The sequence below is a fragment of the Tistrella arctica genome, assembly GCF_039630945.1.
GTDB classification, from domain to species: domain Bacteria; phylum Pseudomonadota; class Alphaproteobacteria; order Tistrellales; family Tistrellaceae; genus Tistrella; species Tistrella bauzanensis.
On the sequence record NZ_JBBKTV010000060.1, the window covers coordinates 1 to 225 of the forward strand.

The 225-nt window shown below is 67.6% G+C and carries 1 pseudogene; it reads right to left on the reverse strand.

Going from position 1 to position 225, the window contains the following annotated elements:
* Positions 1 to 225 (reverse strand): annotated as a pseudogene (locus WG924_RS28185) (DUF4856 domain-containing protein); the annotation flags it as partial.

Below are 225 nucleotides of genomic sequence, written 5' to 3' on the forward strand. Positions count from 1 at the left end.
CCACCTGAATGGTGATATCGCTGCTGACTTCGATCCCGTTCGCGGCCCGGCCGGTGATCACCAGCGACACCTGCGGCTCGGTCTCGTAGTCGAGCGAGACACCGTCGCGCAGCTTCAGCACGCCGCCCGCGATCTCGAACCGGGCGTCGTCGACCGTGAAGGTGACACCGGCACCGTCCGGATCCTGCTCGACACTCACCGTGCCGATCACCGCGCCGGGGAGGT